Origin of the sequence: Rossellomorea vietnamensis (assembly GCF_008180615.1) — a bacterium.
Lineage (GTDB): Bacteria > Bacillota > Bacilli > Bacillales > Bacillaceae_B > Rossellomorea > Rossellomorea vietnamensis_D.
This window is the reverse complement of the sequence record NZ_VTEH01000015.1, coordinates 48,207-71,337: the sequence shown is the minus strand read 5'-3', so window position 1 is coordinate 71,337 and position 23,131 is coordinate 48,207. Positions and strand designations below refer to the sequence as shown.

General features: G+C 44.1%; 22 protein-coding genes. 14 read left to right on the top strand and 8 right to left on the bottom strand.

Annotation, left to right across the window (positions count from 1 at the left end; all coding sequences use genetic code 11):
- Window positions 1-31: 31 nt before the first annotated feature.
- The 4 genes from FZC79_RS17245 (at window position 32) to FZC79_RS17230 (ending at window position 4,782) form a co-directional block, all read left to right on the top strand.
- Window positions 32-1,375, top strand: coding sequence for a sodium-dependent transporter (locus FZC79_RS17245; protein ID WP_148947996.1), 1,344 nt, complete (start codon window positions 32-34; stop codon window positions 1,373-1,375).
- Window positions 1,376-1,532: 157 nt separating this feature from the next.
- On the top strand, window positions 1,533-1,904 hold the full coding sequence (locus FZC79_RS17240) for a helix-turn-helix domain-containing protein (RefSeq protein ID WP_148947995.1): 372 nt from the start codon (window positions 1,533-1,535) through the stop codon (window positions 1,902-1,904).
- A 351-nt stretch (window positions 1,905-2,255) separates the two neighbouring features.
- Window positions 2,256-3,143 (top strand): alpha/beta fold hydrolase, encoded by an 888-nt coding sequence (locus tag FZC79_RS17235; RefSeq protein WP_148947994.1) that lies wholly within the window; start codon window positions 2,256-2,258, stop codon window positions 3,141-3,143.
- A 469-nt stretch (window positions 3,144-3,612) separates the two neighbouring features.
- On the top strand, window positions 3,613-4,782 hold the full coding sequence (locus tag FZC79_RS17230; protein WP_187442845.1) for a MalY/PatB family protein: 1,170 nt from the start codon (window positions 3,613-3,615) through the stop codon (window positions 4,780-4,782).
- Window positions 4,783-4,933: 151 nt separating this feature from the next.
- On the opposite strand, the gene FZC79_RS17225 is transcribed toward FZC79_RS17230, so the two are convergent.
- The 3 genes from FZC79_RS17225 to FZC79_RS17210 all read right to left on the bottom strand — a co-directional run bounded on the left by FZC79_RS17225 (window position 4,934) and on the right by FZC79_RS17210 (window position 7,194).
- A complete protein-coding gene (locus tag FZC79_RS17225; RefSeq protein WP_148947992.1) occupies window positions 4,934-5,467 on the bottom strand; it encodes a superoxide dismutase family protein in 534 nt (177 codons plus the stop codon).
- Between the two features lie 650 nt (window positions 5,468-6,117).
- A complete protein-coding gene (locus FZC79_RS17215; RefSeq protein WP_148947990.1) occupies window positions 6,118-6,327 on the bottom strand; it encodes a hypothetical protein in 210 nt (69 codons plus the stop codon).
- Between the two features lie 120 nt (window positions 6,328-6,447).
- Complete coding sequence (locus FZC79_RS17210; protein WP_148947989.1) at window positions 6,448-7,194, bottom strand: peptidylprolyl isomerase; 747 nt, start codon at window positions 7,192-7,194, stop codon at window positions 6,448-6,450.
- A 514-nt stretch (window positions 7,195-7,708) separates the two neighbouring features.
- On the opposite strand from FZC79_RS17210, the gene FZC79_RS17205 reads away from it, so the two are divergent.
- A complete protein-coding gene (locus tag FZC79_RS17205) occupies window positions 7,709-8,107 on the top strand; it encodes a kinase-associated lipoprotein B (protein WP_148947988.1) in 399 nt (132 codons plus the stop codon).
- A 40-nt stretch (window positions 8,108-8,147) separates the two neighbouring features.
- Here FZC79_RS17205 and kapD read toward each other — a convergent pair whose 3' ends face one another.
- Window positions 8,148-8,765, bottom strand: a complete 618-nt coding sequence (gene kapD / locus FZC79_RS17200) for a 3'-5' exonuclease KapD (protein ID WP_187442843.1) — start codon at window positions 8,763-8,765, stop codon at window positions 8,148-8,150.
- Window positions 8,766-9,278: 513 nt separating this feature from the next.
- Between kapD and FZC79_RS17190 the strand changes: the two genes are divergently transcribed.
- Both FZC79_RS17190 and FZC79_RS17185 read left to right on the top strand, forming a co-directional pair.
- Entirely contained in the window at window positions 9,279-10,487 is a 1,209-nt protein-coding gene (locus FZC79_RS17190) for an MFS transporter (RefSeq protein WP_148948034.1), read from the top strand.
- Between the two features lie 47 nt (window positions 10,488-10,534).
- Entirely contained in the window at window positions 10,535-12,385 is a 1,851-nt protein-coding gene (locus FZC79_RS17185) for a transglycosylase domain-containing protein (protein ID WP_148947986.1), read from the top strand.
- Between the two features lie 462 nt (window positions 12,386-12,847).
- Here the strand turns inward: FZC79_RS17185 and FZC79_RS17180 are convergent, their stop codons facing one another.
- The 3 genes from FZC79_RS17180 to FZC79_RS17170 all read right to left on the bottom strand — a co-directional run bounded on the left by FZC79_RS17180 (window position 12,848) and on the right by FZC79_RS17170 (window position 15,311).
- Entirely contained in the window at window positions 12,848-13,051 is a 204-nt protein-coding gene (locus FZC79_RS17180) for a hypothetical protein (RefSeq protein WP_187442842.1), read from the bottom strand.
- Between the two features lie 1,296 nt (window positions 13,052-14,347).
- Window positions 14,348-14,926 carry a DUF5366 family protein gene (locus FZC79_RS17175; protein ID WP_252183378.1) on the bottom strand — a complete coding sequence of 193 codons (579 nt, stop codon included), beginning with the start codon at window positions 14,924-14,926 and terminating at the stop codon, window positions 14,348-14,350.
- Window positions 14,927-15,059: 133 nt separating this feature from the next.
- Window positions 15,060-15,311: a hypothetical protein gene (locus tag FZC79_RS17170; RefSeq protein ID WP_148947985.1), complete on the bottom strand. Its 252-nt coding sequence runs from the start codon at window positions 15,309-15,311 to the stop codon at window positions 15,060-15,062.
- 344 nt (window positions 15,312-15,655) lie between these two features.
- Between FZC79_RS17170 and FZC79_RS17165 the strand changes: the two genes are divergently transcribed.
- The 7 genes from FZC79_RS17165 to mnhG are packed head-to-tail and all read left to right on the top strand — an operon-like array spanning window position 15,656 to window position 21,396.
- The gene (locus tag FZC79_RS17165) at window positions 15,656-18,046 is read left to right on the top strand and encodes a Na+/H+ antiporter subunit A (protein WP_148947984.1); all 2,391 of its coding nucleotides are present in this window, start codon (window positions 15,656-15,658) and stop codon (window positions 18,044-18,046) included.
- The gene (locus FZC79_RS17160) at window positions 18,043-18,465 is read left to right on the top strand and encodes a Na(+)/H(+) antiporter subunit B (protein ID WP_148947983.1); all 423 of its coding nucleotides are present in this window, start codon (window positions 18,043-18,045) and stop codon (window positions 18,463-18,465) included. Before FZC79_RS17165 ends, FZC79_RS17160 begins: the two co-directional genes overlap by 4 nt.
- Window positions 18,465-18,806: a Na(+)/H(+) antiporter subunit C gene (locus FZC79_RS17155; RefSeq protein WP_148947982.1), complete on the top strand. Its 342-nt coding sequence runs from the start codon at window positions 18,465-18,467 to the stop codon at window positions 18,804-18,806. The genes FZC79_RS17160 and FZC79_RS17155 overlap by 1 nt, the downstream gene beginning before the upstream one ends.
- The gene (locus tag FZC79_RS17150) at window positions 18,799-20,280 is read left to right on the top strand and encodes a Na+/H+ antiporter subunit D (RefSeq protein WP_148947981.1); all 1,482 of its coding nucleotides are present in this window, start codon (window positions 18,799-18,801) and stop codon (window positions 20,278-20,280) included. Before FZC79_RS17155 ends, FZC79_RS17150 begins: the two co-directional genes overlap by 8 nt.
- Window positions 20,281-20,286: 6 nt before the next feature.
- On the top strand, window positions 20,287-20,763 hold the full coding sequence (locus FZC79_RS17145; RefSeq protein WP_148947980.1) for a Na+/H+ antiporter subunit E: 477 nt from the start codon (window positions 20,287-20,289) through the stop codon (window positions 20,761-20,763).
- On the top strand, window positions 20,763-21,047 hold the full coding sequence (locus FZC79_RS17140; RefSeq protein WP_148947979.1) for a Na(+)/H(+) antiporter subunit F1: 285 nt from the start codon (window positions 20,763-20,765) through the stop codon (window positions 21,045-21,047). The genes FZC79_RS17145 and FZC79_RS17140 overlap by 1 nt, the downstream gene beginning before the upstream one ends.
- The gene (gene mnhG, locus FZC79_RS17135; RefSeq protein WP_148947978.1) at window positions 21,031-21,396 is read left to right on the top strand and encodes a monovalent cation/H(+) antiporter subunit G; all 366 of its coding nucleotides are present in this window, start codon (window positions 21,031-21,033) and stop codon (window positions 21,394-21,396) included. Before FZC79_RS17140 ends, mnhG begins: the two co-directional genes overlap by 17 nt.
- 1,323 nt (window positions 21,397-22,719) lie before the next feature.
- Here mnhG and FZC79_RS17130 read toward each other — a convergent pair.
- Window positions 22,720-23,088: a DUF2188 domain-containing protein gene (locus tag FZC79_RS17130; RefSeq protein ID WP_148947977.1), complete on the bottom strand. Its 369-nt coding sequence runs from the start codon at window positions 23,086-23,088 to the stop codon at window positions 22,720-22,722.
- Window positions 23,089-23,131 lie beyond the last annotated feature (43 nt).

Here is a 23,131-nt window from a genome sequence, read left to right as displayed (position 1 = left end):
TGAAATCATCTTGAGGAAGGAGAGAATAACTTTGAAAAACAGTGATCAGTGGTCATCCAAATTAGGCTTCATTCTGGCCGCAGCCGGTTCCGCTATCGGACTTGGCGCAATATGGAAATTCCCTTATATGGCCGGCACCAATGGAGGCGGGGTATTCTTCCTGCTCTTTATTCTTTTTACTATACTCATCGGTACCCCAATTCTGCTGGCTGAGTTCGTCATAGGAAGACGCGGCGGCGGAGATGCGGTCACTTCTTACCGGGCTCTTGCTCCTGCTTCACTCTGGCCGCTGGTAGGCTATTTCGGTACATTCATCTCATTGGTTATTTTATCATTTTACAGTGTGGTAGGAGGATGGATTCTTTCTTACCTGGTGAGGAGCCTGTCAGGAGGTCTGACCGGCATGTCCCAGCAAGGATATGGAGCTTTGTTCGAAAGCATTATCAGCCGGCCATGGGAAGTCCTGCTGGCTCAATTTATTTTCATGGTTATGACGGTCTTTGTCGTAAAAGGAGGCATAAAAGCAGGCATTGAACGAGCCAGTAAATTCATGATGCCTGCTTTATTCGTTCTTTTCCTTATCCTCGTTGTCCGTTCACTGACATTGGACGGTGCAATGGAAGGAGTACGCTATTTGCTGCAGCCGGACTGGAGCTATCTAACGGCTGAGACAGCTCTGCTTGCTTTGGGACAAGCTTTTTTCGCCCTAAGCGTCGGGATTTCTGTAATGGTCACCTACTCTTCCTATTTGCCTAAAACAGAAAACATGCCAAATTCCGCTTTCAGTGTCGCTGGATTGAATATCCTTATCTCATTACTCGCCGGACTGGTCATCTTCCCTTCCGTTTTCGCTCTGGGATTTCAGCCTGATGTAGGACCAGGACTGGTCTTTGTCGTCATTCCTGCGGTCTTTAACGAAATTGCGTTCGGCGGGATGTTCCTTGCCATCTTTCTCGTTTTGCTGCTGTTTGCTACATTGACATCCGCTTTCTCTATTCTTGAAATCATCGTTGCCGTCCTGGAAAGAGGCAATCCCCGGAAGCGCGGAAAGTCTGCTTGGTTTGCGGGTACCCTTGTATTTGTTGTCGGGATCCCAAGTGCTCTCTCATTCGGAGTCTTAACCGATTTTCAAATCATCGGGAAATCATTTTTTGACTTCGCCGACTTTATCGCCAGCAACATCGGCCTGCCAGTCGGGGCCTTGTTTATCAGCATCTTCACTGCGTATGTATTGAAGAAGTCCGATGTAAAAGAAGAACTGCAGAGAGGATCCGGCATGTCTGACGGTCAGTTTGAAACGCTCTATTTCCTGATCCGCTTCGCCGTTCCGATTGCCATTATAGCCGTCTTTCTGAACTCAATGAACATCCTTTAACCCTTTAAAGCACGATAAGGGACTGTCCCTTATCGTGCGTTGAAGCGTTAAATCAGCAAAGCAGATTCCTCACATTTTGTTCAATGATACTATGACTGATAATGGTGCTTACATGGTAATATAATAGTATAAAGGTTAATTTGATGGAGGGATCTATATGTCTCATTTCGGTCAAAATTTAAGGTTATTGCGTGAAGAACGGAATATCAGCCAAGAAGAATTAGCCATGCGGGCAAGACTTGGAAAGAAAACGATTGAAAAGTATGAAAGCGGCAGCCAAATACCTGATACCCAAACCATCCTGAAGCTGTCTACCGTCCTTGATGTTCCGGCTTCTGAAATGCTGGAAAAAGAACTGCTGGAAAACCATCCCCAAGGAATCGATCATGAAATCGAACAGCTGATCAGCGAGATTGGCACGAAAAAAGCAAAGCTCATCCTGCGAAAAGCAAAAGAATTCTCTGAAGATGACTTTTTGCGGGTCATGCAGATGCTTTATGAAATCAAATACGGTTCAACCGTAGAATAAACTTTTAAACAATATGTATAATTTTCACTTCAAGGGGCAATGCTTTTACTAAGCTTTTTAAGTATTCCCCCTTTTGTTTTCATTGTGGACGATATTTTATTATCGTCCTATTTTTTGTGTTTCAGCGGCTCTCTTTTAACTCCTCCCTGAAGCAGACCTTCTTTATCTTGCTTCACTTAAGACCCAGCGTTTTAAAGAAGCTAAGGCTAACAGCACTGCTCCTCCGTCCCCCCTTTGCAACCTTCTTTAAACAACTCCTAAATCAACTTGCCAATAATGCGATTTAATGGTGTTTTTTTATTTATGCAGGGTAAGATACAAGTACGTATTCTTATCAGGAGTGAGAGTAAAATGAATGATATCACTTACAAGGAAACCATTAATGGAGCAGAAATATTCTATGAACACCACCGCCATCCGTCTGCCCGGGAAACTTTTGTCCTTCTTCACGGGTTTCTTTCCTCTACTTTCAGCTTCCGGCATCTGACTCCGCTGCTGAAGGAGCAATATAATGTCATATCCGTAGATCTTCCCCCTTTTGGACAAAGCGGCAAGAAAACTGATTTTATTTATTCATACGAAAATCTCGCCAAGACCGTTGTCCTGCTTATGGAAAAGCTTGAAATAGACAACATCCATCTCATCGGCCATTCGATGGGTGGGCAGATCGCTCTCAATGTCATGCAACAAAAGCCGGATCTTGTGGAGAAAGGGATTCTGCTTTGCAGCTCAGGTTATTTGAAAAAAATGAACTGGCCTGTGATGATGTTGAGCTATATTCCTTTTTTCCATGTGTATGTAAAACTATGGCTTTCAAAATCGGGCGTGCGCCAAAACCTCGAAAATGTAGTCCACGATGCCAAGATGATTAATGATGAAATGATGTACGGCTATCTGAAGCCATTCCTGGATGATGATATTTTCCGGGCACTCACAAGGATGATCCGCCACCGCGAAGGCGATTTAAGCCAGCAGGATCTTCAGCAGATACAGACACCCTGTCTTCTAGTGTGGGGGAAGCATGACCGGGTTGTTCCGCTCAGCATTGGAAAAAGACTGGATAAAGACCTGCCTAATTCTAAATTAATAGTGCTTGAGAAAACAGGTCACCTGGTACCTGAAGAACGACCGGAAGATGTTTTCAATTACATCCGCTCTTTTACTGACCGGGAGTACGAAGAACAGAAAGCAGAAATGAAAAGCAAGAAACCGATTTCAAACACCTTGCCCGTCACTTAAGTACTGTTTAAAAGAACAGCATTCAAGACATTGAGTGGTTATGGCGGTGCCTATGCAGATCAGCCACTGGAACAGAAGCCTTATGTAAATCAAGAAATCACCTTTTAAGGAAAAGGGATGTTCACATAGGAGAAATACCGCTTTTCACCGGCAGTATTTTCCTCTGAATGAACATCCTTTTTTTACAGAAGAGAAAGCACAACGAGGTACTTACTGCCTGCTCTCTTTACAATAACCTTCCGAGCTTCTGGATTGTTCAGTAAAAGAAGATATAGCCCTTTTGAAAGTTTCTCACATGTAATATTCATCATTTTCACCTGGATGAAGTATATTTCAAGCATATGTTTTTAATCTTGCTTCTTCCTGTTTTACCATATGATCTATACTTCTTTTTTGAATAACGATTATCAACCTGCTTGGCCCAAAGACGGACTTATACTAAAGCCAGCTTAAACTTAAGAAGGATGTGATGATGATGCATAATTTTGATAGTTCTCCCGACCGCAAAGGAACCTCATCCGTAAAGTGGGATCTAACCAAGACGGTTTTCGGCCGTGATGATGTGCTTCCCATGTGGGTGGCTGATATGGATTTTCCTCCCCCGCCAGAAGTGCTGGATGCACTCCATAAAAGAGTCGAGCACGGAATATTCGGCTATACGTATACCGGCGGCTCACTGGGAAAAGCAGTCAGCAGCTGGATGAAAGAGCGGCACAATTGGGAGGTCAAGGAAAGTTCACTATTGTACAGTTCCGGCATCGTACCGGCCATCGCCACCATTATCAAAGCCTTCACAGAGAAAGGTGATGGCATCCTAATGCATTCCCCGGTGTATACCCCTTTTTTCAGCCTTGCCGAGAGTAATGGCCGCATAGCAAAAAAAGCTCCATTAGTAATTAAAAAGGGCCAGTTCACTGTGGACTTTCATGCATTTGAAGAGGCTTTGAAACAAGGCGTCAAACTTTTCCTGCTTTGCAGCCCCCATAACCCGGGCGGCCGTGTCTGGACAAAGGAAGAACTGTTGAAGATGGCAGAACTCTGTAAAAAGTATGGTGTCCTTATCATCTCGGATGAAATTCACGCTGACCTTGTTCATAAGCCAAATACACACATCCCGATCGCTTCACTAAAAAAAGAGATTGAAGATATTACCCTTACACTTGCTGCTCCGAGTAAAACCTTTAATATCGCGGGCCTTCAAGCTTCTGTAATGATCATTCCCAATAAGGAACTTCGGGAAAAGGTTGCTGAAGAGCACCAAAAGCAAGGCATCTTCACTCTGAATACATTTGGTGTTGTCGGCATGGAAGCGGCTTATTTACATGGAGGAGACTGGCTGGACAGCTTGATATCCTATCTAGCTGATAATATAGAGGAAGTGAAAACCTTTGTAAAAGCGGAACTTCCTGAGTTGTCCGTCATGGAACCGGAAGCCACTTATCTCTTATGGATTGATTTCCGCGATACCGGCAAAACAGAAACAGAACTTCAGGACCTGCTCCTGAATAAAGGAAAGCTGGCTCTTGAACCTGGCAGTAAATTCGGTGAAGACGGAGAAGGTTTTTTCAGAATGAATATTGCCTGTACAAGGGACACACTGAGAGACGGATTAGAGCGGCTGAAAAAAGCGCTATCCTGAAAAACAAGCAAGGGGCAGAAACCCTTGCTTGTTTATATTGAGTGCCCCCTTGAATTCACAGCCACGACTCAACTAAACTCACTCTCTGCATCTTATTCCGGTCAAGATTTTAATAAAAATAAAAAAACCGACAACCAATTGGTTATCAGTTTCATTCTTTTTCTTTCTCACTCGTAATTTCTCCGCAGGCAATCCTCTTTCCCGAATCTCCGGCAGGCTGGGACATTCCATCATCCTGTCCTTCATTAATAACAATGGATGTTCCTTCTTTAGTGAAAAGAGAAGCGGCCCCTTTGGAAAGCGTCACTAATGGAGCCATGATTTGCCCTTTAAAAGATCCATCATCTTCCACAATCAAATTAGGCAGATCTCCTGCATGAGCTCCTTTTGGATGCAGCAGGCCATGTTCCTTATCCTCCGGGTTAAAATGATTTCCTGCCGATTCAAAATCAGGCGGCTCGCACTTTCCAAGCTCATGAATATGGATGGCGTGAACACCCGGCGGGAGACCCACGAGATCCATGTCCAGTTCCACACCCGAAGCCTGCTCCTGGATGGTGATTATTCCTAATGAATCACCAACAGGGTTCTTTATATCAACCTCTGTTTTCTTTGGGTTCTCCAGTGCGCAGCCTTGCAGCAGTACGACTGAAGCAAGCAGCCCTGTCGCTAACTTTGTATGCATCCTATCTCCTCCAACAACAAAATCGTCTATACCATTGTTGCCTTTGCTGGAAAAAAATATTCTCATACAGCGATTTTGCCGGCTGTTACCAAGGATAAGGAATTTTATATGGTGAGGTTCGGCTTCATACACGTCTCACTCTCAAAACAGGCGCTCTTGACCGACGTTGGCTCTGCTTCGGACAATCTCACTCTCAAACTAGATGCGCTTGACCGACGTTGACTCTGCTTCAAACATAACTCAACCGCAAACCAGCAGAACTTGACCGACGTTGGCTCTGCTTCGGACACATCTCGCACTAAAACTAGACGCTCTTGACCAACGTTGACTCTGCTTCGGACATAGCTCACTCTCAAACAAGCAGCTCTTGACCGACGTTGACTCTGCCTCGGACATATCTCACACTCAAACGAGCAGCTCTTGACCGACGTTGACTCTGCTTCGGACATATCTCACTCTCAAACAAGCAGCTCTTGACCGACGTTGACTCTGCCTCGGACATATCTTACTCTCAAACGAGCAGCCCTTGACCAACGTTGGCTCTGCTTCGGACACATATCACTCTTAAACAAGCAGCTCTTGTCCTCACCAAGACTGCCAAGGAAGAATTACTTTCCACCATAATACCAAGAGCAGTCGACCGCAAATACTCAACCCCTGCGATCTTCCTCCGCAGCCTTTCTCGCTTCTTCCTCGGCCTGTTTCGTTTTTTCTTCTTCTTTTTTCGATATTTTAATGATCCAGCGGAATGTCAGGACGGCAGCAGTGCCGAATAAAATCATCCAAAATGCAGCTGGGATATATTCTGTTTTGTCTTCTGGAAAATATAGAAACAGATTCAAGATAAATGCTTGAAGCATAGTAGTCTCCTTTCAAACTTGCAAACTGTAGCTATTATATCAATTCCTCTGGAGTAAAACCATGTCCAAAAACCAAACAAAAGCAGCTGCTCCTTATGGCTCAGCTGCTCCCAACTTTTCTTATTCTTTAACGATCTCTATCTTCTCAATGACGACATCTTCGGCAGGCTTGTCGTTGGCACCAGTTTCAACTGCCGCAATTTCATCGACAACGTCCATGCCTTCGATTACTTGTCCAAAGACTGTGTGTTTGTTATCAAGGTGTGGTGTTCCACCGCGCTCCATATACGTTTCAATCGCTTTTTTACCGAAGCCTGCTTGAACCATCTGCTGTTCCAATGAAGGATCAACACTTGAATTCTGGACGATAAAGAACTGACTGCCGTTCGTGCCCGGACCTGCATTGGCCATGGAAAGGGCACCGCGGATATTCAACAATTCTTTAGAAAACTCGTCCTCAAATGGTTCACCCCAGACGCTTTCCCCGCCTGTGCCGGTGCCTTGCGGGTCTCCTCCCTGAATCATGAAGTCAGTGATGACACGGTGAAAAATGACACCATCATAGTACCCTTCCTTGCTGTGGGTCATGAAGTTCTCTACCGCTTTAGGAGCTTGGTCCGGGAATAATTTTATAGTGATATCCCCCATAGTGGTCACCATTTTTACAGCTTTTTCATTCTCCTGAATTTCGTCTGTCAATTGTGGATAGACGACATCACTGTCATCCACCGCTTCTGCCGTTTCCTGTTCACTTTCTTCAGGCTGGCTGCTGCCGGTATTCTGGTTCTCTTCCTGTTCATTCGAAGTCCCGCAGGCTGACAATAACAAAAGGAATGCTGCAGCGGCGATTGCTAAGTACTTTTTCATCGTAATTCCTCCATCATTTAAAAATTGTTTTGTATGTATAATAGTTGATAGTCCCTTTATATGGCAACACTCTCTATTATGAATTAGAATGAAAGTAAATGCTATATGTAATTAAGGCTGTTTTCGTCTATATTGTTTTATTAAAAGGGCTTTGGCTTCCAGTTGAAGTAGATGAACCCAATCAACTTTAAAAAGAATTCAGCAAGAAGCAGCCGAAATAAAAGGCTCTTTTCTAAAGGATTGTTGCTTCTTAATGCTTTTTAACCTACTCCCCTTTTGACATAGAAAGAATGGAGCGGAAGGCGTGCGACTCCCTGCGGGACTAGCGGTCGTCTAGTTTCAGCGCCCAGCTCCTCGGGGCTGACCAAGGTGCTTCCACTTTTTATACAGGCGCAGCCGAGGAGGCTCACCGCCCGCCCCGCGGAGTCGTCCGCCTGGAGCGGAAATCCATTTCATTTAAAGCAGCCACAATCTTTGCGAAAGCAGTCTAATAAAAATACTAGGAGGACGGCACATGTCTGATTTCAAAAACGGAGACATCGTAACAGCTCTCTATAAAACAGGAAAATACATAGGGGAAGTAACAGATTCACGGCCGGGGGTTTATGTGGTCAAAGTTTTGGCGGTTTTAAAACATCCGCGGCAAGGTGACCTGCATAATCCCAAAGAGGTGGATGTCCCTCTATTTCATGAACGAAAAGCACTGGCTTTCAGAGAAAGGGCCAATATCCCGGAAAAAATGGTCAAACCTTTTGAAGGAGATATCCCAGAATACAATGAGTCCCTGTCCAGCACGTTCAATGAATTGAAGAAACAGCTGGCATCTGAGGAATCGGCATTTGCAGCTAAGAGCCTTGAAACCCTTGAGAGCATTAGAAGGGAATATGAGTTGATGTATTCTATCAAGCTTTAGAACAAGTTAAAACCCAAATCAGCTTTTGATTTGGGTTTTGTCATGCCATCTGGTTAAAAAGCTTGGACAAGTCTATACGATCGCCGATTGTTGTGGGCTCCGCTTTATCCAGGTACTTTTTATCCTTTTCTACTAATTTATAGATGTGGTAAGTGGTCAAGGCGTCATCCAGCGCTTTGTGATGCTTGCCTACACCCTCACGCCCATATTCCTGGACGGCTTTCCATAAGCCGGTTTGGTTCTGGTCTCCGAAGAACCGCTTGTATTCCATCGATAAGTCAATGAATTCCCCTGTAAAAGGAAAACTGATTCCCGCCTTGCTGCAGTTATTCCGAAGCACCTTCATATCCATATTGCCCCAGGTGATAATCTTGTTCTTTCCTCTCCGGTTCAGTTCACTCAGGTACTGAATCAATGAATGAAACGGGATCCCGTTATCCACATCCTGTTGAGAGATCGATAAAAACTGCTTGCATCGCTTCGTTAACACCGGGAACGCTGCGGGTTTTACATAGGATGAAAACTTATCGGTGACTTTTCCATTTTGAACTGCTACCAGGCCCGTCTCAATGATTTCAGGAAAAAAGCCCCTCGGGTTCTGGTGCCTCTCCGGCATCGAAAATTCAAAATCAATGATGATCAATTGACTGCCTTTCAACTGATTTCCCTCCCGACATTCGGTTATCCTTCAAGAAAAACAAACTGTCAAATACCTCTGCATCTTTATTCTATTTATTATATCATGATTACACCAAAAATTATGACAATTTAAAAACTTTTGTCAAAAAAGGAATCATGACTGATGTACAGGCTTTTCGGGTACTAATTAGTGACAGTCACTCCCCGAAATATGTCGAAACAAAAGTGGAAGCGCCCTGTTCAGCCCCGACAAGGAGATGTACTCAACAGAAAAAAAGGCGGGCTTTCCTTTTATTCTCTTGGGGTTATTTGACCCCGAGCGGCTGGGCCCGTTCCATTGGGTACGAATCCTCAGGCGCTGGTACAGGATATGGGTGGCATAGTTAAAAGTAAGATATGAAAGTTGATTTATATTTTCCAAATCACCAACAAGTGTCAATGGTTGCATAGACAGGAGTATAGTTTATACTATTAATATTTAGTAAACCGAAATATATAATAATATTATTACGAACTAAAGAAGGTGTTGTGTATCTCTATAGAAAAAAGAAACTTAACGATCATGTGGTTCGCCAACTTCCTTGTCGCAGCCAGTGCCACTATGGTCCTGCCGTTTCTCTCTTTGTATCTTGAGACCTTTGGGAACTATGATAATGCATTTGTCCAGCGGTGGTCAGGCTATGTTTTCGGCATAACCTTTCTTGTCGCATTCTTTATTTCTCCTGTATGGGGAAGAGTCGGGGACAAGTATGGATTCAAACCGATTTTGCTGATAACCGGTTACGGCATCTCCCTCTCGATTTTCATGATGGGCTTTGTCGATTCTGTCATGGGCTTATTTCTGCTCCGGATGGCTATGGGAGCAGTGACGGGGTTCATCCCTACCTCGCTTGCTCTGATTTCTTCTCAAACCCCTAAGGAGATTGCCGGCAAGACCCTCGGCACCTTGCAGATGGGGACCGTATCAGGAGGACTGTTCGGACCGGTCCTTGGAGGAGTGATGGCCGATTCTTTCGGATTTTCTTATACGTTCATCATCACGTCCATTGCCATTGCCCTGGCGGCGACCGGTGTGTTGTTCGGGATTCAGGAAGTCAGAAAAAGTCCGGGTAAGACCAAGGCGACCCGCTATTCCAGCAAACAGGTATTTCAGCATATCTTGCGACACAAACTTTTATTTACAGTGATGGTCATCTCTTTCATCATCCAGGTAGCGAATTTCAGCGTCCAGCCGCTTTTAGCCCTGTATGTGGATGAGCTGACCGCCACGACGAATATTGCTTTTCTTGCCGGCCTGGCCTTTTCTGCTACAGGTGTAGGCAACCTGCTGGCCACGAGAAAATGGGGAAAACTTGGGGATGAAATCGGATATGAAAAAGTTCTGTCCATTTTACTGATCCTGGCATGTATCTTCATTATTCCACAGGCTTTGGCCGATGAACTATGGCAGCTGATCCTTTTCCGCTTCTTATTCGGAATAGCGATTGGCGGGATGATTCCAAGCGTCACGGCCTATATAAGGCAGGAAGCACCCCTTTCTATGCAGGGGGAGGTACTTGGCTATAACCAAAGTTTTCGCTTCCTGGGAAATGTTGCCGGTCCAGTATTAGGTGGCATCTTATCAGGATTTGCAGGGATTTCCTCTATTTTCTATATTACGGGTGCTTTATTCTTAGCGGCTTTTGGATTATTATGGTGGAGTATGCGTCATTCCGAAAGCCAGGTAAAAGAACAATATTAGTTCTTTGCCTTCCAAATCCTTACTAAAGCATGAGATGAGTTGAAAGCATGAGAACCGTTGCCGGTTATATATTAGTATTTTCATTGTTTCCTTTTTTTCTGTTCATCCTTTTTTCCACGGTAAAAGAGATTAATAAAGTTCAAGGCTTTCAGGGGGCTCTTGAGCAGGCTGTCAGTGAAGACAACTTTGATATCTCGAAAACCAGCTTGCTGACCGATAAAGACGGCAAAATTTTTTCCGAGATGAACAGGCCGTTCCGGCTGTATGCGGACGACGAGGATATTCCTGACTTTGTTAAAGAGATTCTCGTCGCCTCTGAAGACCAGCACTTCTATGACCATGTCGGTTTTGATGCAGGCGCCATCATCCGGGCACTTGTTAAAAACCTGGTCTTCACCCACATTCAGCAGGGAGGAAGTACGATCACCCAGCAGCTGGCACGTAACCTTTATCTTGGACAAGAAAAAACCTATAACCGCAAACTAACCGAGTTATTCTACGCGCATGAAATTGAAAAGAGTCTGACCAAAGAAGAAATCATGGAACTGTACCTTAATATCATTTACTTCAGCAACGGCGTATATGGTATCGAAACAGCTTCACAATACTATTTTCAAAAAAATCTTGGGGACCTGAACCAGGCAGAACTTGCCTTCATCACAGCCATTCCCAACAACCCAAATAAATATGACCCTGTCGACCATTTTGATCAGACAAAGATCAGGCAGGAACGGCTGCTGGACATCATGCAGCAAACTGGAAAGCTGACAGAAAAAGAAGCCTCCCAGCTAAAAGAGGTTCCGATCAAATTGAATGTACGGAAAAAAGTCGATCACTACCCCGATTACGCTGTGTATGCTCAATCTGAATTGAGAGAGCTCGTTGCCACCCAGGAAGGGTATTTAAAAAAGGTGGAAGCAGCCGCCAGCCCTGAACAGAAGCAGAAGATTTACGATGATTTTGATAGGCGGATGAGTGAAGTGATCAATTCAGGCATCATTGTCCACACCTCACTTCACCGTGAAATGCAGGAAAAGAGCAAAGCTGCTTTCCAGAAAAGGTTAAATTATCAAGAAATTGAAGGTGCCAGCATTACGGTTGATAACCAGTCGCGGCAAATTGTTGCGATGGTCGGCGGAAAGGACTACCAAAAGTATAATTTCCACCATGCCTATCAAGCCTTCCGCCAGCCGGGCTCTTCCATAAAGCCGCTGCTTGTGTACGGTCCATATATCGAAGAGACCGGGGCGTCTATTGCCGAGAGGGTTAACGCAGATAATTATTGCATCGGTAATTACTGCCCGATCAACTACGGCAGCAGACAGTTCGGAACGGTGACAATGAACACGGCTTTTTCACAGTCCTATAACACACCGGCACTTCGTTTATTTGAAAAAGTCGGAATTGACAAAGCGTTTGCTTTCCTTACAAAGTTTAATTTCGAAAAAGTCCAGGAACAAGACTACACCTATGCGGCTTCCATCGGAGGCTTCACCCATGGCATGTCGCCGCTTGAGATGACGGACGCTTATACTTCCTTCATAGATGGAAATTATCAGCCTTCGCGTTCGATCACAAGAGTGACGGACTATAATGGGAAGGTACTGTACGAATGGAATGAACCCAAAGAAACCATTTGGTCGCAGGGTACAACCGAGAAAGTAAGAGCAATGTTAACAAACTCTATGCAGAACGGAACAGGAAAATGGGCAAAAATAAACGCCCCTTATGCTGGTGTCAAAACCGGAACAACCAACAATTATCATGATTACTGGGTTCTTGGCCTGACTGACCAGTACACGACAGGCGTATGGATCGGGTCCGATATCCCGAAGAACATGGAAAAGATCGAAGGCGACCGTCCCAGTCATTTGATTTGGAGAGATATTATGAACTAACACAGACCAGATTTTCTGGTCTTTTTTTGCGGAGTGATCTAATTAGACTGAACTCCCGGGGTTTCTGATGCAGGATTAATCTTCATTTTGGATATCGGCATGAGGTCATGGAAATCCTGGCGAGCAGAACAGACAAGGCCGTACCAGGACCGCGAGTAAGAAAAGAGCATGAAAAAAGCACCTGCTTGCTGCTAAGCTTGCAGGTACTTTTTGTGTAAAAATGTTGTTAGGTTCAATCCGGCTTCTTTACTTTTCATTCTCTTGAAGACCGCCCCAGCAGCCCCAGAGTGATAAAGACTCCGATCCCCGCAGCGAATAGCGTAAAGTTGGAGAAGGCTGAGGGATAGGTGTACCATCCAGCAATCAAGCACACTGATATCAAGAAAATATTAAAGAGAATCCGAAGCTTTTTTCTTTTCCCCATCACCCTTCTCACCTCCAGAAATTTAACAGAAGTAAAGGCTATTCTCCCCCTCCGCATCCACCGCCGTCTCCTCCTCCGAAACCGCCTGAGCTGTCACAGTTATTGGAATCACTGTAACTTCCCATAAAAAACGGAGAAGAAGCGTCCCCTCCAGTTCCTCTCCGCTTTGCAGGCTGAGATAAACCGACCGCTATAAAAATAATGAGTAATGGGAGAAACATAAAAATAATTGTCGCTGACATTGTCATCACCTCTTACATAACTATACGATTGATTCGTCAGAAAGTTTCAATAATTACCAGAAAAGGAAAAGGTACCAATAACAAATCATTTTGATACCTCTATCAGTTCGTGTTGGTTTACAAAAGACCCGGGCATTAACTAAGCGAATCTCAAGGTTAACGGCGTGATTGGCGGGGAAAGATACCATTAAGCAGAGTAAATCAGAAGTTACTGGTACGATAAGCCGATAAGCCGAGAAAATCACCAGCTCTTGGTGGTGATTTTCTAATATATAAAAGATAATGGACCATTCACAAAGCTTACGTGCCATTGAGATTACAATTTACACATCATAACGGCCCGCAAACAAAGCTTACGGGCCATTGAAATTCTCATTTTCACATCATAACGGCCTGCAAACTAAGCTTACGGGCCATTGAGATTACAATTTACACATCATAACGGCCCGCAAACGGAGCTTACGGGCCATTGAAATTCTCATTTTCACATCATAACGGCCCGCAAACGGAGCTTACGGGCCATTGAAATTCTCATTTTCACATCATAACGGCCTGCAAACAAAGCTTACGGGCCGTTGAAATTACAATTTACACATCATTACGGCCCGCAAACAAAGCTTACGCGCCATTGAAATTCCCACTTTCGCACCATAACGGCCCGCAAACGGAGCTTACGGGCCATTGAAATTCTCATTTTCACATCATAACGGCCCGCAAACAGAGCTTACGGGCCGTTGAAATTACAATTTACACAGCTTAACGGCCCGCAAACAAAGCTTACGGGCCATTGAGATTCTCATTTTCACATCATAACGGCCCGCAAACAGAGCTTACGGGCCGTTGAGATTACAATTTTCACATCATAACGGCCCGCAAACAAAGCTTACCGGCCATTGAAATTACAATTTTCACATCATCATAACGGCCCGCAAACGGAGCTTACGGGCCATTGAAATTCTCATTTTCACATCATAACGGCCTGCAAACAAAGCTTACGGGCCATTGAGATTACAATTTACACATCATAACGGCCCGCAAACGGAGCTTACGGGCCATTGAAATTCTCATTTTCACATCATAACGGCCCGCAAACAGAGCTTACGGGCCGTTGAAATTACAATTTACACAGCTTAACGGCCCGCAAACGGAGCTTACGGGCCGTTGAAATTACAATTTACACATCATAACGGCCCGCAAACAAAGCTTACGGGCCATTGAAATTACAATTTACACATCATAGCCGCCCGCAAACCGAGTTTACGGACCTTTGAGATTGCTAGATTCAAAACAAACAGGTCAGTTCAGCTTAACCTCCGACATGATCGGCAGACTCGCCATCAGTCCGTTATACAGTTTCAAGAGAACTAAGAAAACTATCAGGAACAGTGAAGACCACGTAATCACTTGAAAGAAGATGACGCCGAATAATCCCGGTTTTGTCAAAGACGGGCTTATCTTGTAAATGAAATAAACAAAGTAGGCGATGGATGTCAATGCAAAAATCGCCAGAAGCCCCAAGAAGGATTTAAGGCTTATGACCGACACGAGTGCTCCAATGAAATACACCATTGATCCAGAACGGACTCTGTGGAGGATTTCCCCTTCATTATCCTGCGAGAAAAACAGAAGCGATACTTCATTTATCGTTTCGGCGATGAGTTTCAAGGCTGCAAACACCATGAAACAGACGATCATCAGGAGAATAAGGAGAATAATTTTCAATTCAAGATCAGAAAGAAACTCCCGCATTCCAGGATAAATACCGATTTTTTTAAAAAGATCCACAAACACATCAACACCATAGACAGAAAACGTCAAACTGAACAGAAGTATAGAGAATAAAGGCAGATAGCCTGTTAAATATGTATTTCGCACGCAGTTCTCCCCTTGATTTAATTTACCGCATGTCCATCATAATCTTTTACGGCAAAATTGAAAAGGGGAGACGGGCGCCTAAATAAACAATTGGGGCAGCAGTGCATCATAGGCGCCTTCTATTTATTTGTTGTCACTTTGCAAGCCTAATGTACTCTCTCGGTTTGAACGGCTCCCGGGTGACTTCTTTCTGCAGGTCCGCAACAGGTTCTATCTCAATTGCGGCTTCCGCGTCGACGACTTCACCATTCATGCCAGCCGGCTGCAGCAGGTTCTTATTTGCCCATTGATTTCTCTTTTCTTCGTGCTCCTGCTCCTGCACATACCAGGCTCCAATGAACATACTGGAAAAGATCATGGCTGAGACAGTTTTTTTCATTTTCATACTACATCACCACCTAGGGATAGCTTGTGCATTTTTGGCTCATACTATTCGCAGAAATGGACATTTCAAGGGATATGGAATCACGGTAAAAACGCTTACAGAAATAGAATGATGAAATCTTCATAAAAAAAATTAGCTCTTGTTATGCCGTGTTTCTTCATATTTAATATCAAAATTCACCTTTTCGACCAGGCAGCCTTTCATAAATGCACACCTCATTTTTTTACGTTATAATTTCTCAAGAGGTTTCTTTAGGACGATGGACAACTATGAGCAGAAAGATATTAACTCGTGGAAGATGATAAGTGTTGAAGATAAATAAAATTTTATAAGGGGGTTTTTCGGTGACATTATTACATTGGGCAATTATTTCACCTTTTTTAGCAGCTATTCTTGTACCGCTTTTGTATAAAAAGCTGCGTTCGATACATACCGGATGGTTTGTCCTCATTCTTCCCGCAGTGCTCTTTCTTTACTTTTTCCAGTTTCTCGCAATAACTGCAGATGGAAATACAATTAAGGAAACGGCAGAATGGATGCCGTCTTTCGGAATCAATTTCACTGCTTACGTGGACGGTTTAAGTTTATTATTCGCACTGCTGATTACAGGAATAGGTGCCCTGGTTGTTCTTTATTCCATTTATTATTTGTCGAAGGAAAAAGAACAGCTGCACAACTTCTACGTTTATTTACTCCTCTTTATGGGAGCAATGCTTGGGGTTGTCCTATCGGATAACCTGATTGTCCTTTATATGTTCTGGGAATTCACTTCCATTTCATCTTTCCTGTTGATTGGTTATTGGTATCACCGCGAACGCTCCCGTTACGGGGCGCAAAAGTCGATGCTTATCACCGTTTTTGGCGGCCTCTCCATGCTCGGAGGATTTCTGCTTCTTTATTTAATGTCCGGGACATTCAGTATACGGGAACTCGTTGCAATGGCCGATGTACTTATTACAGAGCCTTTGTTCCTTGGTGCCTTGATTCTTGTCCTTCTTGGAGCCTTTACAAAATCGGCGCAATTTCCGTTCCATATCTGGCTGCCGGATGCAATGGAAGCTCCGACACCAGTCAGTGCCTACCTACACTCTGCGACAATGGTCAAGGCGGGTATCTATCTCGTTGCGCGTATGAGTCCGGTTTTTGCTGAGTCGGGTGTTTGGCTGTGGCTGGTTGCCAGTTTTGGGATTTTCACTTTGTTCTGGGGTTCTTTTAATGCTGTAAAACATACAGACTTGAAGGCGATCCTTGCTTATTCGACCATCAGTCAGCTCGGTTTGATCATGTCGCTGCTGGGAATCGGTGCTGCTGCCCTGCATTACGATTACCTGGATGAAAATATCTACGGTGTTGCGACAATGGCAGCGGTTTTCCACTTAATTAATCACGCGACCTTTAAAGGCAGCCTGTTCATGGTTGTTGGTATTATTGACCATGAAACGGGATCCAGAGATATCCGCAAACTTGGCGGACTCATGAACTTCATGCCTATTACATTTACAATAGCGGTGATCGGTGCCTTTTCAATGGCAGGAATTCCTCCATTCAACGGCTTCCTGAGTAAGGAAATGTTCTTTACAGGTATGATTCAGGTCCTTGAAATGGATATTTTCAATCTCCAAACATGGGGTATTCTATTCCCTGTTCTTGCTTGGGTAGGAAGTGTATTTACGTTCATTTACAGTATGATTGTTGTATTTAAGCCATTCACCGGAAAGCATCATCCGGAAAAGCTTGACAAAACGCCTCATGAGGCACCGCTTGGAATGCTGATTCCGCCTGTAATCCTGGCTTCTCTTGTGATCGTATTCGGATTTTTCCCGAATATCCTGACAAGGACGGTGATTGACCCGGCCTTTTCAGCAATCACAAACCTAAATGTAGAAGACACAGAAATTTACTTCTGGCATGGATTCACGATTGAATTATTCATGACCCTGGGTGTCTTCCTGTTCGGTGTCCTTCTGTACACCCAGCTTCCAAAGTGGATCAGCATCTACAATAGAATGCCGGAAAGGCTGACATTGAACTCCTTTTATGACAATGGACTGCTTAATGGTGAAAGAGGAGCCTATAAACTGACAAGCTCCTATATGACCGGCTTCATCAGGAGTTATCTAGTGTATATATTTACCTTCTTAATCGGAATTCTGGCTGTTACTCTGGTAGTAAAAGATGCCTTTACCGTGGATACCTCCGAGCTTGCTTCCATCGGGGTGTATGAAGTGTTGATCGCTATAGTCATGGTGGTCAGCGCCATAGCTATACTATTCGCGAAATCCCGTCTGACGTCGATCATTGCTTTGGGAGCTGTTGGATATTCCGTTGCACTGTTCTTTGTCCTTTTCCGCGCACCTGATCTCGCATTGACACAGCTCGTAATTGAAACTGTTTCTGTCGCGCTGTTCTTGCTGTGCTTCTATCATCTGCCTCCTTTAAGCAGGCATGAAGAAAGAATGAGCTTTAAGCTTGGGAATGCACTGATCGCAATCGGGGTCGGGGTGGTTGTCACACTTATTACCATTGCCTCATACAGCAATAAGCTGTTCGATTCCATATCGGAATATCATATTGAAAATGTTTATGAAGAAGCTGCAGGAAAGAATATGGTTAACGTAATCCTAGTTGACTTCCGCGGATTTGATACATTATTTGAAATCTGCGTTCTCGCTATCGCTGCCCTCGGCATCTTCGCGATGATCAAACTCAGGATGACAAGGAGGAAGGAAGAATGAAAACCAATGATGTAATCCTCCAAACGGTTACCACAATAGTGAGTTTTATTATTATCCTGTTTTCAATCCAGCTTTTCTTTGCGGGCCACTATACCCCCGGAGGAGGTTTCATAGGCGGATTGATGACTTCAGGTGCCTTGGTATTGCTGCTGCTGGCGTTTGATATCAAAACGGTCAATACCATCCTGCCTATCGATTACAGGCTGCTTACGGCCATAGGCTTGCTTTTGGCCGTAGGGACCGGGGCGGGAGCATTATTGTTTGATGTTCCATTCCTGACCCATGCCTATGATTACTTCCACCTCCCTTTGCTTGGGGAAACATCACTGCATACAGCTGTGATATTTGATACTGGTGTTTATTTTGTTGTTATCGGAATCACCATGACCATTATTCAAACGATTGGAGTGAGCGAATAATGGAAATTTTAATGGCCATAGTAGTTGGCATTTTATTTACATGTGCCGTTTACTTGATGCTTTCCAAGAGCTTGCTGCGCATCATTATCGGCACAGCACTGCTAAGTCATGGAGCACATCTCCTGCTCCTTTCCATCAGCGGTTTGAAAGCAGGTGCACCTCCTATCTTGGGTGAAAAAGCCGCATCATATGCTGATCCCTTGCCGCAGGCATTAATATTGACGGCAATCGTTATCAGCTTCGGTGTTACTTCCTTTTTCCTTGTATTGGCTTATCGTGCCTATCAGGAACTTGGAACTGATAACGTGGATCAAATGAGAGGAAACGAAGAAAATGATTAATTTACCGATATTGCCAATTTTAATCCCGTTATTTGCCGCGATAATACTCATGTTTCTAGGAAAGAACATTACCTTACAAAAATGGATCGGTGCCATTGCAACAGGTGGAACCATTGCAGCTTCCATTGTCTTGGTAAATGTTGTACGCACGGAAGGTATACAGACTGTCAATCTTGGCAGCTGGGATGCTCCATTCGGTATAACAATGGTCTCTGATATGCTGTCTGCCCTTCTTGTTACAACAACAAGCATCATTACGTTTTTTGTCCTTCTTTATTCATTCCGCTCCATTGGAAAAGAGAGAGAACAATTTTACTATTACCCTGTAGTCCAGTTTTTGCTGGTCGGGGTAAACGGAGCTTTCACAACCGGGGATATCTTCAACTTGTTCGTATTCTTCGAGGTCATGCTGATGTCTTCATATGTGCTTATCGTGTTAGGAGGAACAAAGGTTCAGCTGCGGGAATCCATTAAATACATTCTGGTGAATATTATTTCATCGGCACTTTTCGTCGTGATGGTTGCCTACCTGTACTCGGTGATTGGTTCCTTGAATATGGCTGATATCTCTGTAAAAATCGCTGAAGTCGACCAGCCAGGTATTCTTACAGTCATAGCTGTAATGTTCCTTGTGGTGTATGGATTAAAAGGAGCCATTTTCCCGCTGTACTTCTGGCTTCCTGGTGCCTATAATGCACCGCCGACACCGGTGCTGGCTTTGTTTGGGGCGTTGTTGACAAAGGTTGGGGTCTACTCCATCATCAGGACCTACACCCTGTTCTTCTATCATGATACAGGCTACACACACACCATCCTTGCATGGCTGGCGATTCTTACAATAGTTGTCGGATGCATCGGCGCCATAGCTTATTGGGATGTAAAGAAAATCCTTATCTACAACATCATTATTGCTGTAGGCGTCATTCTCTTTGGAGTTTCAGTCATGTCTCCTGAATCTCTTGAAGGGTCCATCTACTACTTAATTCATGACATGATTATTAAAGCAGCCTTGTTCCTCTTGGTTGGTGTCATGATTGCTATAACCGGAACGAGCAATCTAAGGAAGATGGGCGGCCTTATAAAAGATTACCCATGGCTTGGATGGACATTCCTGATTGCAACATTGACACTTGCGGGCATCCCGCCATTCAGTGGATTTATCGGGAAAGTGCTCCTTGTAAGAGGCAGCTTTGCAGCAGAAGCTTATGTCGGCGGGGCTCTGATTCTGCTTTCAAGCCTTTTCGTTCTCTATTCAGTAATTAAAATTTTCTTGAATGGAGTATGGGGAGTTCCCAAGGAGTACCACGGAAAGAACAAACACAATGCGTTCTATCTTTGGGGCTCTACCGTCTTTCTGGTCATCCTTGCTGTTGGCTATGGAGTAGGTGCTGAAGCAGTCCGTCCGCTGATTTCCCAAGCGTCAGAGGCACTTTCAGATCCGGGAATCTATATACAAGCAGTACTAAAGGAGTAATGTAGAATGGCCTTTCAAATATTGTTGAATTTCTTTCTTGCTTTTCTGTGGATGTTCTTGCAAGTTTCTTTTACTTCAACATCCTTCATTATTGGGTATCTTCTTGGGCTGATCGTTACCTTTGCATTCAGAAGGTTTTTTAACTCCCGTTTTTATATGGAACGGGTCGTTGCGATCATAAGCTTGATTTTATTGTTTTTAAAAGAGTTGATTCTTTCCAATATTTCAGTGCTGAAAACTCTGCTTAAACCAAAGCTGGATATTAAACCGGGTATCTTCGCTTTGCCGACTGATCTTACAAAAAATTGGGAGATTACCCTGCTTGCCAATTTGATTACTCTTACACCAGGAACACTTGTGGTGGATATTTCTTTTGATAATAAAATCCTCTACATCCATACACTGGATATTCCTGATGTAGACGAAGCCATCGACGATATCAAGAACACTTTTGAAAAAGCAATCATGGAGGTGAGCCGCTGATGCTTCAAACAATCATCCAGATTTCATTGCTCGCCGTTTCCATTTCAATGGTTGGACTTGTATATCGGGTTATCGTCGGTCCCTCGACTCCTGATAGAGTCGTTGCACTGGATGCCTTAGGAATTAACTTGATTGCCATAGTCGCCCTTGTGTCTATGGTATTGCGATCTCACTCATTTCTTGAAGTCATTTTGCTGATTGGTATACTAGCTTTTATCGGGACAGTTGCGTTCTCTAAATTCTTAGAGAAAGGGGAGATCATTGAACATGACCGAAATAATTAGATTTTTCATTGGGTTCTTCCTGATTGTTGGATCATTCCTTACACTGGTCACCGCTTTCGGACTGATCCGCCTTCCGGATGTTTACACACGTAACCATGCTGCATCCAAAAGCGCCACGCTTGGAGTGATGTGTATCCTGCTGGCCACCTTCCTCTTCTTCTATCTGGAAGAAGGGCATTTCAACTCAAGGCTGATCCTGGGTATTATCTTTATCTTCATCACGGCGCCTGTTGCCGGACATTTGATTTCAAGAGCCGCCTATAACAGCGGCGTCCCCCTTTGGGATAAAAGTGTACGAGATGATCTAAAAGGAAAGCAGAAATACGAAGAAAGAAAAAGAAATATGTAGGTACCAAACAAAAATCAAGCAGCATGGAAAGGGGGTTCTCCTCTTTCCATCACTGCTTGATTTTTTTGTTGTGTTGATATAGAAATCTTTTCTGTTGGACAGTAAATGCACCTCGCTTGACAGCCCGGGCGAAGTACATGATCTTTTAGTTTTTCCGGTTTAATGTACCTCGCTTGCTGAGCGAAGTACATTATCTTTCAGTTTTTCCGGTTTGATGTACCTCGCTTGCCGGGCGAGGTACATTATCTTTCAGTTTTTCCGGTTTGATGTACCTCGCTTGCTGAGCGAAGTACATTATCTTTCAGTTTTTCCGGTTTGATGTACCTCGCTTGCCGGGCGAAGTACATTATCTTTCAGTTTTTCCGGTTTGATGTACCTCGCTTGCTGAGCGAAGTACATTATCTTTCAGTTTCCCCGCTTTGATGTACCTCGCTTGCCGAGCGAGGTACATTATCTTTCAGTTTTTCCGGTTTGATGTACCTCGCTTGCTGAGCGAAGTACATTATCTTTCAGTTTCCCCGCTTTGATGTACCTCGCTCCCTGGGCGAAGTACATGATCTTTCAGTTTTTCCGCTTTGATGTACCTCGCTCCCTGGGCGAAGTACATGATCTTTCAATTTCCCCGCTTTGATGTACCTGGCTTGCCGAGCGAGGTACATTATCTTTCAGTTTTTCCGGTTTGATGTACCTCGCTTGCCGGGCGAGGTACATTATCTTTCAGTTTTTCCGGTTTGATGTACCTCGCTTGCCGAGCGAGGTACATTATCTTTCAGTTTCCCCGCTTTGATGTACCTCGCTCCCTGGGCGAAGTACATGATCTTTCAGTTTTTCCGCTTTGATGTACCTCGCTCCCCGGGCGAGGTACATAATCTTTCAGTTTCCCCGCTTTGATGTACCTTGCTCCCCGGGCGAAGAAGGCTTCTTTTCGCTCACTCATGTCCGAAGGCGAGGCTCCAAGAAGCAGCTCGATAAAAAACAGATTTAAGCAGAGAAATTCCGCTTATTCTCTTAAAAGATACGAAAAAGGGTTGGCTTTACTGCTCATAAGCGAAAAACCCAGCTTCTTTACCCATATCGATTTCTATTCAGCAGCTTAAGCGGTAATTTTCCACATAATTTATATAGAATTATTCATGTCCTTAAAAGGCCTACCTCTCTCTATGATGGAATGAGGTGGTCTGGAAACTGACTTTATTCTTTTGTGAAGTGAGGTTTGTTTAATACCACGTTATAAGCTCTTTTGAGCCCCCGGCATAGCCAGGGCTTTCAAGACCATAAAAAAGGGCTGCAGAACCATTCCCCCTGTTCTGCAGCCCTTCTTAATCAGTTGTCATATAACGTGTCCGAGACATCGCCATCCGACTTGTGGACGACAAGGATGCCGTCATGATCATTCACATAAGGCTTGGCTTTTTCAAGCAGATCTTCTTTTGTGTCTTCCGTATAGATTGACTTGCTGCTGCCTTCCTTCTTCAATTCCCATCCATCTCCATTGGATTGCACGTGAAACGTTGGTTTATCCTCAGAATCGCCATCGACATACTTTTCAGCCCGATCTGTCGCTATAGCAATGGCTCTTCCATCATCGTATCCCTCACGAAGCAAGGCATTGCCTATTTCGATCGCCTTATTTCTGACATCAGACGATAGGTTTTTCCATGAAGCCGGATAGTCGTTCTTTGACCAAGGCATGCGATCATCTCCTCATAACGTATTTTTTATTAAAATTCCCCGT

Coding starts and splice junctions, on each gene's coding strand:
- FZC79_RS17240 (WP_148947995.1), top strand. CDS start 1,533: ATGTCTCATTTCGGTCAAAATTTAAGGTTATTGCGTGAAGAACGGAAT.
- FZC79_RS17235 (WP_148947994.1), top strand. CDS start 2,256: ATGAATGATATCACTTACAAGGAAACCATTAATGGAGCAGAAATATTC.
- FZC79_RS17230 (WP_187442845.1), top strand. CDS start 3,613: ATGATGATGCATAATTTTGATAGTTCTCCCGACCGCAAAGGAACCTCA.
- FZC79_RS17225 (WP_148947992.1), bottom strand. CDS start 5,467: ATGCATACAAAGTTAGCGACAGGGCTGCTTGCTTCAGTCGTACTGCTG.
- FZC79_RS17215 (WP_148947990.1), bottom strand. CDS start 6,327: ATGCTTCAAGCATTTATCTTGAATCTGTTTCTATATTTTCCAGAAGAC.
- FZC79_RS17210 (WP_148947989.1), bottom strand. CDS start 7,194: ATGAAAAAGTACTTAGCAATCGCCGCTGCAGCATTCCTTTTGTTATTG.
- FZC79_RS17205 (WP_148947988.1), top strand. CDS start 7,709: ATGTCTGATTTCAAAAACGGAGACATCGTAACAGCTCTCTATAAAACA.
- FZC79_RS17185 (WP_148947986.1), top strand. CDS start 10,535: ATGAGAACCGTTGCCGGTTATATATTAGTATTTTCATTGTTTCCTTTT.
- FZC79_RS17180 (WP_187442842.1), bottom strand. CDS start 13,051: ATGTCAGCGACAATTATTTTTATGTTTCTCCCATTACTCATTATTTTT.
- FZC79_RS17170 (WP_148947985.1), bottom strand. CDS start 15,311: ATGAAAATGAAAAAAACTGTCTCAGCCATGATCTTTTCCAGTATGTTC.
- FZC79_RS17160 (WP_148947983.1), top strand. CDS start 18,043: ATGAAAACCAATGATGTAATCCTCCAAACGGTTACCACAATAGTGAGT.
- FZC79_RS17155 (WP_148947982.1), top strand. CDS start 18,465: ATGGAAATTTTAATGGCCATAGTAGTTGGCATTTTATTTACATGTGCC.
- FZC79_RS17150 (WP_148947981.1), top strand. CDS start 18,799: ATGATTAATTTACCGATATTGCCAATTTTAATCCCGTTATTTGCCGCG.
- FZC79_RS17145 (WP_148947980.1), top strand. CDS start 20,287: ATGGCCTTTCAAATATTGTTGAATTTCTTTCTTGCTTTTCTGTGGATG.
- FZC79_RS17140 (WP_148947979.1), top strand. CDS start 20,763: ATGCTTCAAACAATCATCCAGATTTCATTGCTCGCCGTTTCCATTTCA.
- mnhG (WP_148947978.1), top strand. CDS start 21,031: ATGACCGAAATAATTAGATTTTTCATTGGGTTCTTCCTGATTGTTGGA.
- FZC79_RS17130 (WP_148947977.1), bottom strand. CDS start 23,088: ATGCCTTGGTCAAAGAACGACTATCCGGCTTCATGGAAAAACCTATCG.